Source organism: Macrococcus sp. DPC7161, from assembly GCF_004117835.1.
Lineage (GTDB): Bacteria > Bacillota > Bacilli > Staphylococcales > Staphylococcaceae > SDSC01.
This window is the reverse complement of sequence record NZ_SDSC01000004.1, coordinates 53417-65103: the sequence shown is the minus strand read 5'-3', so window position 1 is coordinate 65103 and position 11687 is coordinate 53417. Positions and strand designations below refer to the sequence as shown.

Sequence of the window (11687 nt, the reverse complement as noted above, 5' to 3'; positions counted from 1 at the left end):
ATTCTTATTCAGGTAAAGACTTTAATGCATATTTTTTTATAATTGCTTCATGTTGTGGATATTGTTCAATCAGTTCCGCTTGTGTGAACAGTTCAAATTTTTCAAATAAAAATCCTGGCGCAACCATACAACCAACAAAGCTCCATTGATTGTTATCCTCCACTGTTGAAGCGAAGATAGTATTTTTAGGAACTAAAAATTGAGGTACTTCTCCGTTTTCAACATCTAAACCAACACGTACACATTGGTACGTGCCATCCTCTAAAATCATATGGACTGTTAAACTATCGCCACCTTGGAAATACCACATTTCATCTGCATCAATACGATGAAAATGTGAGATATTTCCCGATTCTAATAAGAAATAAATGCTTGTAAATAATGCACGATTACCTACTGAATCTTTAGATATATAAGTTTGATGATAATATCCACCTTCAGGATGTGGTTGTAAATTTAATTGACGAATTAACGATTCTTTATTCATAAAATCTCCTAATGTAATAAAAAAGCATCTCAAACAAGATGCTTTTTTGTGTATTTAAATGTTTATTCTGGTAAAGCTACGTTATGGTGTACCGTTTGTACATCTTCAAGATCTTCAATGGCATCAACTAATTTTTCAAATACTGCTAAATCATCAGCAGATAATTCTAATTCATTTTGAGGTACCATTGATAACTCTGCTACTGTAAATTCTTCAATACCAGCTGCTTTTAAAGCATTTTGAACTACTGCAAATTGATCTGGTTCTGCGTAAACAACAACATGGTCATCTTCTTCAATGACATCACGAACGTCAATGTCTTCTTCCATTAACAATTCTAACGTTTCATCCGCTGTTTTACCTTCAAAACCAAATACTGCAGTATTATCAAACATGTATGCAACAGATCCTGATACACCCATGTTCCCACCATTTTTACCGAATGCAGCACGCACGTCACTCGCAGTTCTATTCACATTATTTGTTAATGCATCAACAATTAACATTGAACCACCTGGACCAAATCCTTCATAACGTAACTCATCAAAGTTCTCTTCAGAACCACCTTTTGCTTTTTCAATCGCACGGTCAATAATATGCTTAGGTACTGAATATGTTTTCGCACGTTCTAAAACGAATTTTAAATTTTGATTTGATTCTGGATCTGGCTCACCAGATTTAGCCGCTACATAAATTTCACGTCCAAATTTCGCATAAATTCGACTTGTATTTTTGTCTTTTGCAGCCTTTTTATCTTTAATATTATTCCATTTACGTCCCATAATACACGCTTCTTTCTTAATTTTATCTCTTATTATTATACACTTAACAAATACATTTGCACATTAAAAAAAGACCGCCTTAGCAGTCTTTTCATTAGTCTTTTAATATTGAAGCCAATCTTAAGATATCAAGAATGATATTTAATAAGTTGATGAATAAGTTAAAGCCCATTTCTCTTGGTGTGAAATTACCACGTGCCATACGGTTAAAGTCGTAAATTGTATAGCCATAAAACACTGCTAAACCTAATACTGTAATCATCACTTGGAACATTGGCATTTGAATAAAAATACCGATAAAACTTGCGATGATTAAAATGATTAATGCAGGGAATAAAATTCTTGCTAAGTTCGAAGCATCTTTAACAACAAAGTAACCTACTGCACCAAATGCAAAGAATGATCCTACAGCAAGACCGATATTTTGATAAAATGCAACTTGTCCTAATACAGCTAAATAATACATAAATGCAGTATAACTTAATACACCCATTGCTAAGGCATAAATGTTCGCAATTAAAGCACCGTGTTTTCGTCCTGCTTTAGTGAAAAGTGATAACATAATCACAGCAAATAGTACGATTGAAATCGTTTGGTGAATTGCTGGTGGTACGAATTGGCCGATAAACGTCCCCACTGCAAAGATTAACCAGTAATACATAAAATAAAGCCACGCTTGGCGAATTGATGAACTACGAGAAATGTCTTGATAATATTGATTGTTCATAATAAAAACCCCTAAACTCATATTTCCTCTTGGATAATATTAGTTTAAGGGGTTCTAACATTAAAGTCTAATGAATTCTCTCAATCATTAATGAAACCGCAATAATTATCAATTTATACAAATAAACTTAATAATAAGATGAACACTAAACCACTTACTGAAATAATCGTTTCAAGCAATGTCCAAGTTAATACAGTTTCTTTAACTGATAAACCGAAATATTCTTTGAACATCCAGAAACCAGCATCATTCACGTGACTTGCAATTACACTACCCGCACCTGTTGCAAGTACGACTAACGCTAAATTTACATCAGTTGTCGCAAGTAAAGGAATCACAATACCTGTTGTAGAAATTGCTGCCACTGTTGCAGAACCTAATGCAATACGTAACACTGCAGCAACCATCCAAGCAAGTAGTATTGGTGATACATTTGAATCTGTAAATAATGTTTCTACGTGTTTACCAACACCACCATCGATTAATACTTGTTTAAAGGCACCACCAGCACCAATAATTAAAATCATCATGCCAATTGGATAAATTGCATCAGTCACAGATTGCATCGTTTGTTTCATCGTACGATTTCTCATAATACCCATAGTAAAAATCGCAATTAAAATTGAAATTAACATCGCTGTTGATGCGTCACCAACTAAGTAAATCACTTTAATAAAACCGTTAACAGTTAAACTTTGAGCCTCAACAACTAATTTCACTACTGTTGCAATTAACATTAAAATGACTGGGAACAACGCTGTTAACGTACTGATCATAAATCCTGGTGTTTCTTCTAATTTAAATTCAACATTTTTACCTAAAGAAGAAATATCTCCTTCTTTTGTGTAAGCTGTTGGTGCAATTTTTTTAGCAAGTTTACTAAATAAGGGCCCTGCAATAATTGTTACAGGAATTGCAATGATAAATCCATATAATAATACATCACCTAAATTAGCACCATATTCTTTTGCAATCATAACTGGGCCAGGATGCGGTGGTAAGAAACCGTGTGTTACTGATAATGCCGCAGCCATTGGAATACCTAAATGTAATGCAGGAATTTTTGTTTCTTTAGCAATCGTATAAACGATTGGAATTAAAAGCACTAAACCAACTTCGAAGAATAAAGCAATACCGATAATGAATGCAGCGACTACAACTGCCCATTGAATGCGTTTTAAACCAAATTTATCAATTAAAGTGTGGGCAATACGTGTTGCACCACCACCATCGGCAAGCAATTTACCAAGCATTGCACCAAGACCAAAGATTAATGCGATATGACCAAGTGTACCCCCCATACCTGCTTCGACTGTTGGCACAACTTTATCTAACGGCATTCCTAATAAAATTGCTGTTGAAAAAGCAGTAATGATTAATGAAATAAATGTATTTAATTTTAATCCCATAATTAATACTAATAAGATTATAATTGCAATGACAACGGTAATTAATGGCCATTGCTCACTAAAAAAATTCATTGTGATTTCCTCCCTAATGTTTGTTTTGAATCTTACTTATTTCTGTGTATGTTATTTCAAGTTGCTTCACAACATTCATATAAATCGGCAATAACTTGCGATATTCAATCACATGTTCATGAATTGGATAATGTGGTTTACTTTTTCCAACCATGTCACTCACTACAGAAAAATCATCAATTTCACCAATTGCTTTCATACCAAGTACAACCGCCCCTAAGCATGAACTTTCAATACTTTCTGGAACGATTAATTCTGATTCGAAAATATCAGACATCATTTGACGCCATAGCGGGCTTTTAGCAAATCCACCTGTCGCCTTCAAAGTCTTCACTTCATTTTCCATCAATACGTTTAATGCAATGAACACTGTGTATAAATTAAAAATAACACCTTCTAAACTGCTTCTAATCATGTGCTCTTTTTTATGACTTAATGTGAGTCCGATAAACGACCCACGAACATCACTATTCCAATATGGTGCACGTTCTCCAGCTAAGAATGGATGGAACAACAAACCGTTGCTTCCAGGTGGTACACGCTTTGCAATTTCCATTAACACATCATATGTCTCAATGCCTAATCTTTTCGCCGTTTCGATTTCACTTGCTGCAAATTCATCACGAATCCAACGTAAAATGACACCCCCATTGTTTACGGGGCCACCAATCACCCATTGATCTTTAGTTAATGCATAACAGAACAATCTGCCATGATCATCAATTTTTGGAGCATTTACCACTGTTCGAATTGCACCACTTGTACCAATCGTAACAGCCACTTCACCCGGTTTAATCGCATCGACACCTAAATTACTTAACACACCGTCACTTGCACCAATCACAAATTTCGTTTCTTTTGAAATGCCTAATAAATCACAGTATAAATCTTTACAACCAGTCACTATTGTTGTTGTATCAACAGCTTCACTCAATTGCGATGCTTGAATACCTAGTAAATCCAATACTTCTTGATCATATGTAAGTTGATGAATATTAAATAATCCAGTCGCAGATAAGATAGAATAATCTTCAATATAATTACCAAACAATTGATAGAAAACATATCCTTTAATACCGATAAATTTATGTGCACGGTTAAATGTAGCTTGATCTTCATTTTTCATCCACATGATTTTACATAACGGACTCATTGGATGAATTGGTGTACCGGTACGTTTATAAATATTTAATCCATCGTATTTTTCATTGATCAATTTCGCATAGGCACTACTACGATTATCTGCCCATGTAATACTATTCGTGATTGGCTGATGATGCTCATCTATCACCAACAAACTATGCATCGCACTCGAAAAACTGATTAACTTTATTTCATCAGGTTTTGCACATACAGTATCAATCACATGTTTAATCGTCATTAAAACCGCATCAAATATCGCTTTTGGTTCTTGCTCAGCAATATCAGGTTGAGGTGTGAGTAATGGATACTCTACATGATGTGTTGCTAGGATTTTACCTGAACGTTCATACAACACTGATTTCGTACTTGTTGTACCGATATCTACTCCGATATAATACATGGACTTCCCTCCTTAGAATAAATGATGGACACTATCATCCACATCATCAAAATTTAAATGCATCGCCTTTTTGAATAACGCTTTATCTCCTTTTTCAATCGCATCCAAATACAATTCATGATTCTCAATCACACGGTTAAAGTCATCATATGCATCATTCATACGCTTCGTCATATCAATTAAAACTAACATTTGCATTAACGGTCTGATTTGCTGCCATAAATAAAACAGCTGATTATGGTGAATCGATTGAATAAAAATTTGATGAAACTGAATATCATAATATGAAAAATCTTTTGCATCCTTAAACTTCACAGCTATTTTCATCATTTCAATTGTTTTTTTTAATTGGATTAGTAAATCCGATTTATCTTCATTACAAAGACGTTCGAAAACAAAACGTTCAATCATTAAGCGGACATCATAAATTTCCTTAATATCTTTATCAGTAATACCTTTAACTACTACACCCATACGTTCTGGGATAATTAAATTTTCATTAGCTAATATTTTAATCGCATCACGAATGGGTGAACGGCTCACTTCATACATCGATGCCAATTGATTTTCAGAAAGCTTTTCATTCGGAGCAAAAGCATTAGACACAATCTTTAAACGTAAATCTTGGGCAATACGTTCGCCATTCGATAAATTTTCTAACCATTGCTCTGGAATCATTTATGAAACCCCTTTCGTATACTTGTATACAAGTATGGTAATACAAAACATGATGTTTGTAAACGTTTTCTTTTGATTTGTTTTGTTAGTGACTAGTATCTTGTGGTTGTGGCACTCAGATCTATTTTGAGTGCCACTACTTAAGAATTCGCCTATTTCTCAGATAGTTGTGGCACTCAGATTCATTTTGAGTGCCACTACTCAAGAATTCGCCTATTTCTCAGATAGTTGTGGCACTCAGATTCATTTTGAGTGCCACTACCCAAATACTCAACTACTCAGTGAATCACCAAACCAACAAAAAAAGCAAAGACATTTGTCTTTGCTTAATTCAAAATATCATATAATACTTCAATGCCATCATGAAACTCATGTTTACCTGAATTTAATTGTATCGTTTCTAATCTTGGAAATGCTTTTTTCCATGCTGATTGATGGCTAAAATCTACACGATCATCATCTGTTGATTGGATATGATAAACCTCAATATCCTCTGCTAAATGTTTTGATGCATCGCTTTTCAATTTGTTTAAAGAATCACTAAACTTTTCATCATGACCCCAAAATGGTGAACCAATCATAATCACTTGTTTTACTTTATGGACAATTTCATTTTCAGTTAGGTATTTCATGATGACACTACCGCCAAATGAATGTCCTATCAACACAACTGTATCTTCATCATTAATCGTTGCTAAATCTTTCAATAACACTTCTAACCACGCTTCATAAATTTGTCCTTGTTCTCTAGGATACTCACTTAAATGCCATTCATATCCAAACACATTTGATTGTATTTTTTGAATCAATGGATTACTACCAGTTGTTTTTGATTGAACACCTGCACTATGTACAAATACAATATGTTTCATATCCTCACTCCTTAAATTGATATAAAAAAAAGAGTAAACTACACACTTGTAGTTTACCCAAAAATAATTTTAAAAGAAAATATTTAACACAAAGTAACATACCGCAGCGATTAATGCTGAAATCGGTAATGTGATTACCCATGTAATAATCATACGTTGTGCAGTTGTCCATTTAACACCTTTAACACGGTGTGATGAACCTACACCTAAAATTGAAGATGATACAACGTGTGTTGTTGATACTGGTAAGTGAATGTATGTTGCACCAAAAATGATTAAAGCTGATGATAAGTCAGCAGCAACACCGTTTGCCGGACGAATCTTCATAATGTTACCACCAACAGTTTTGATGATTTTCCAACCACCAACTGCTGTACCTAGACCCATTGCTGTTGCACAGGCCATTTGTACCCAGAATAAAGGTTCTGTACTACCTGTTTGCATACCAGCTGAAATTAATGCCATCGTAATGATACCCATTGCTTTTTGTGCATCATTTGATCCATGTGAAAATGCTTGTGCTGCCGCTGTGAAAATTTGTAAGAATTTAAAGTTTCTATTTGTTTGTGTCAAGTTTGCATTTTTAAATACCACTTTAATAATGGTATAAATAACAAACCCAACACCAAATGCTAATAATGGTGAGATGATTAATGCGACAATAATTTTAGTAAATCCTGCATACTGTAATACACCAAATCCACCTGATGCTACTGCAGCACCTGCAATTGATCCGATTAAAGTATGACTTGAAGAACTTGGAATTCCGTAATACCAAGTAATTAAATTCCAAGCAATAGCTGAAAATAATGCTGCTAAAATAACAACTGAACCATTCTGTAAAGTGAATGGGTCAACGATGTCTTTACTTACTGTTTTCGCTACGCCATGGAACATTATTGCTCCTAAAAAGTTCAATACTGCTGCCATTAAAATCGCATGTCTTGGCTTTAATGCTTTTGTTGACACGGCTGTTGCAATCGCATTCGCTGTATCATGAAATCCATTGATAAAGTCAAATGCTAATGCGAAAATTACGATTGCAATCGTAATAATTAAAATAGGTTCCACTAGTAAAACTCCTTTATCAATTAGCTATTTTTCATAATGATTGATTCTAAAATATTTGCAACAGATTGACATTTATCTGAAATTGCTTCTAATGCATTGTAAATGTCTTTTACTTTCATTACTGTTAATGGATCTGTTTCAACAGATAAAATATGTTTAATTGCTTGACGTAAGATACCATCACAATTTGTTTCAAATTCTTTAATGTTAATTGAGTGAACACGTACATGTGATAATTTTTTCTCTGCAACTAAAGTAACTGCAACCTTAATTTCTGCAGCGGCCGCTTTAATGTTTTTAACAAATTCCAACATGTATTCATCAGAATATTCAATTGAATACATTTCGAACATTGCCGAAGTTTCTTCCATATCATCTAATACATCATCCATTGCATTCGCTAAAGCTAAAATATCTTCACGTTCGATTGGTGTGATGAATGTTTGATTCAAATCTGAAATGATTTGATGCATCATTTTATCACCATTTGTTTCAAATGATTTTACAGTGTCAGCATATTTTTTTAAATCAAATGCTGAATGAAAATTCATTTCTCCAAATGCTTCTGCACCACGATTTAAATTTTCTGCAATTTCTTCTAACTGAATTGAAAATTTGTCTTTCTTCTTACCAAACATAAAAAAGCCTCCTAATATTTTACGATGTATTTTTGAATACATCGTTAGTGTAAAACATAATGTTGTCGTTGCATAGCAAAATGTTAATCTAGTGTAAATTTTGTTGAGATTATTTACTACTAGTAAATTCTATTTTATTTTTGTAAATTTAACGTTTATTTTATGTTACAGTATTGTAAATTTGAGTGGTTTATTTAGACATCTTGATGTAAAATAACACAAATAAAGACATACAACATCATTTATTGTATGTCTTTTTGATTAAGTGCGCACAATATTTTTCAATGCATTAAATATATTTCATCTTACATATTATTTCGTATATGTCTTTTTCACACCATTTGCTGCATCATCACTAAAACGTTCAATTCGCATTTCTACATCAAATATTTTCATTGTTAAGTGGTGAATTGGGGCTTGTGTCACCATATAAAGTAACCATGGTAGAGTCGGTTCGTAATCATGTAAAGCGATGATTAATACATCGGTGCCTTTTAATCGTCTAAACTCCATACGTGCGCGTGAGTTTTCATGAGCATAATGCATCTTACCACCGTTAATTTTATAAACCAATCGGTATTCATCACACTTATCTGTATCTTTCGTCAATGTTAATAAATGCTGTGAACCAAAGTAAATGCGTACAACGTCATCAGATTGTGTTGTTTTTACAAATTTAAAGAATGTCGTATTTAACCATTCAAAATAATGATTGGCTGCTTGTTCAATAGACCAACTATGTGGCATTAATGTTCGTTGAATACTTCTAACATCATCCGTCTTTGATGATTGTGTTTGAGCGAGTATTCCAGGTCGACGTACTTTTGTATCAGAAATACGAACGGGTACTTTGTATGACTTTAAGATATTAATTGTTTCTGTATCTTCTAATGTACCACTAATATAGATGATTTCTTTAACATCATTGATTTCTGCAGCACGTGCAAAGTTATCTGCACTGATCGCATTCATATCTTTAAAGGTTGCATCATTTAATTTATTTGATCGTTTTGTTGGATCTAAGAAATAAATTGCAACATCTATGTCTTTTAACGCTTCAATCATATCATTTAAAGAGAAGAGGTCTCCTTTAAAATACTGCACATCACCTTGACTTTGTTCGGGATATTTACTAATCGAATAAATCGTTGCACTATCCTTTAATGTTTCATATAAATTCTTGCCAATATAACCATTCGTACCTGTTAAAAATACATTTGTACTCATAAATAGCCTCCTAGAGATTATTTTTTCTTTTTAAATACAACACTTTCAACATTCTCTTCTTTACCTTGATGGTTATAAGGCGATTGGTTTGTATAATGCCCTAAAAACATCATGACTTTTTTAAATGTAAGTTTAGACTCTGGTAAATCTAAATGAAATTGATATTGATGTTTAAGATGGTGACTGCCATCAAAAAACGATGTCATCACAGGAATATCTTTTGCTTTTAATGCATTCACCATTTCTTTATTTTGACTCACAAACGGATCTGCATCACCAACCGTTAAGAATGTTGGTGGATAATCTTTAGTAATTTGTTCAGTCGTATTCATTTGTCGTATTGGTTTAAAATGCTTTTCCCATTGTTTTTCCCCTGTATAGCTAGACATAAACAATTCAATTCGAGGAAACTTCGTTGCTCTTACAGTGTTCATATTAAACAAGCCACCAAACAATACAACTGCACGTATTTCATTCGGTTTAAAACTTTGTGGTAATTTCATTTGTGATCGTAACTCTTCATTAGTTTGAATCGCAGCAAATTGACTCGCTAGTTGTGCACCAGCAGAATCACCACCAATTACAACTTGTTTGAAATCAATCGGCAAGTTTAATTTGTTCTTCTTTAAAAAGCGACTTGCCAACACTTGTTGTTTAATAGGTGTTGGATACTTTTGATTGGGTGCAAGTGCATAATTCATATTCGCAACAATAAATCCTTTTTCAGCAATTTGAGCAAGATATGGGTTTTTATGATGCTTATCACCTGCTATAAAACCACCACCATGTGTCCAAATGATTAAAGGTAACTTATCCCCTTTTTTTATTTTCTTTGGCATTAAAATATCCATTTGGCTCATTTCAATATTACTATATTTCACATTACGATACATCTTAACATTATTATACGGTAATGCAATTTCTTGTTGCTCTAATGAAATCACTGGTTGGTTATTGTAATTTTGATAAAACCAATAACCGATTAAACTGACTGTTATCATTAAAAGAAGGATGATGACATATCGTTTTTTTATTTTTTTCATACAATCCCTCCTTTGATGATTGTTGTTTTAAGCAATATGCTGCTTTCCTTTACTTTTTCGTTTAAAGTATTTAAATGTAATACCTGCACATAATATAAGGCCAATATAGCCCATCAATGGATAAACAGTACCTACAAGTTGGACGAACCCAACAAAACTTAATCCATAGCCGATTAACATCGTTACAATTAACATGATTGTATAGTTCTTTGAACGTGGTTTAGTAAATCGTGCGATAAATGAATACATTAATCCTACAATTGTATTATAGATTACCATTAACATAATAATCGATAAACTTACACCAATCCAAGGATGTATCATGCGCCCTAAAATAAGTGTTGGGATTGCTGAATCTTTAATCGTATCAATTTCTCTTGCAAGCCCTAAGTTAACCATACATAACAGTATTAGCAATGTTATACCACCGATAAAACCACCACGACCCGCTACTTTCATACGCGTTGCATCATTACCAATTGCCGCAAGGACACTGTAGCCTGTTGCAAAGGCAAGACCGCCATAATTAATACCTGAGAACCACCATAATGCATTATCTGGTAAAAACGATAAGTGGAATGGCTGTTTTGTAGGATCTGTATGTTTATTCAAATCAGTTAATGAAACATGTCCATTAAAAAAATAATAAACAGCGATTATCGTCACTACAACGATTAAGAATGGTGTAACAACGCCAAGTGCTGTCATAATTTTTTTGAAATCCAACAATAGTGTAATAATAATGGCCGTTACCATGATTAAACTACCTAACCAAACGGGTATACCAAAACTTTCATGAAATGCACTTCCACTTCCGGCAATCATAATAATTGAAATGGCATAAAGAAAGAATACTAAAATATAATCGATGAGTTTTCCAAATTTTTCACCAAATAAGTAGTCTATCGTCGGTTCATGACTTTCTGCTTCTAACGCATGCCCCATCTTTGTAATTTGACGACCAAAGAATGTCAGCATCAATCCCGAGATGATTATAGCCAAAAAGCTATATATACCGTAATTCGTGAAAAATTTCAAAACCTCTTGTCCTGTGGAGAACCCTGCTCCTACGATCACACCGACATATGCAGCGCCTATTTTCATTGCTTCTTGATTTTTACTCATATCAATCCTCCTC

At 33.5% G+C, this 11687-nt stretch carries 12 protein-coding genes; all 12 read right to left on the bottom strand.

What is annotated here, in order from left to right:
• Positions 1–4 precede the first annotated feature (4 nt).
• Complete coding sequence (locus tag ER639_RS07075) at positions 5–487, bottom strand: cupin domain-containing protein (RefSeq protein ID WP_129065082.1); 483 nt, start codon at positions 485–487, stop codon at positions 5–7.
• A 62-nt stretch (positions 488–549) separates the two neighbouring features.
• A complete protein-coding gene (locus tag ER639_RS07070) occupies positions 550–1269 on the bottom strand; it encodes a YebC/PmpR family DNA-binding transcriptional regulator (protein ID WP_129065081.1) in 720 nt (239 codons plus the stop codon).
• 94 nt (positions 1270–1363) lie between these two features.
• Positions 1364–1996 (bottom strand): Bax inhibitor-1/YccA family protein, encoded by a 633-nt coding sequence (locus tag ER639_RS07065; RefSeq protein ID WP_129065080.1) that lies wholly within the window; start codon positions 1994–1996, stop codon positions 1364–1366.
• Positions 1997–2109: 113 nt separating this feature from the next.
• Positions 2110–3477 (bottom strand): gluconate:H+ symporter, encoded by a 1368-nt coding sequence (locus tag ER639_RS07060; RefSeq protein ID WP_129065079.1) that lies wholly within the window; start codon positions 3475–3477, stop codon positions 2110–2112.
• 13 nt (positions 3478–3490) lie between these two features.
• The gene (gene gntK, locus ER639_RS07055) at positions 3491–5020 is read right to left on the bottom strand and encodes a gluconokinase (RefSeq protein ID WP_129065078.1); all 1530 of its coding nucleotides are present in this window, start codon (positions 5018–5020) and stop codon (positions 3491–3493) included.
• Positions 5021–5032: 12 nt separating this feature from the next.
• Positions 5033–5698 carry a GntR family transcriptional regulator gene (locus ER639_RS07050; RefSeq protein ID WP_129065077.1) on the bottom strand — a complete coding sequence of 222 codons (666 nt, stop codon included), beginning with the start codon at positions 5696–5698 and terminating at the stop codon, positions 5033–5035.
• 326 nt (positions 5699–6024) lie between these two features.
• Entirely contained in the window at positions 6025–6570 is a 546-nt protein-coding gene (locus ER639_RS07045; protein ID WP_129065076.1) for a PGAP1-like alpha/beta domain-containing protein, read from the bottom strand.
• Between the two features lie 69 nt (positions 6571–6639).
• Positions 6640–7641: an inorganic phosphate transporter gene (locus ER639_RS07040; RefSeq protein WP_129065075.1), complete on the bottom strand. Its 1002-nt coding sequence runs from the start codon at positions 7639–7641 to the stop codon at positions 6640–6642.
• A gap of 20 nt (positions 7642–7661) precedes the next feature.
• The gene (locus tag ER639_RS07035) at positions 7662–8279 is read right to left on the bottom strand and encodes a DUF47 domain-containing protein (RefSeq protein WP_129065074.1); all 618 of its coding nucleotides are present in this window, start codon (positions 8277–8279) and stop codon (positions 7662–7664) included.
• Positions 8280–8591: 312 nt separating this feature from the next.
• Positions 8592–9506, bottom strand: coding sequence for an NAD-dependent epimerase/dehydratase family protein (locus ER639_RS07030; protein ID WP_129065073.1), 915 nt, complete (start codon positions 9504–9506; stop codon positions 8592–8594).
• A 17-nt stretch (positions 9507–9523) separates the two neighbouring features.
• Complete coding sequence (locus ER639_RS07025) at positions 9524–10549, bottom strand: alpha/beta hydrolase (RefSeq protein WP_129065072.1); 1026 nt, start codon at positions 10547–10549, stop codon at positions 9524–9526.
• 27 nt (positions 10550–10576) lie between these two features.
• Positions 10577–11674 (bottom strand): YkvI family membrane protein, encoded by a 1098-nt coding sequence (locus tag ER639_RS07020; RefSeq protein ID WP_129065071.1) that lies wholly within the window; start codon positions 11672–11674, stop codon positions 10577–10579.
• Positions 11675–11687: the final 13 nt, after the last annotated feature.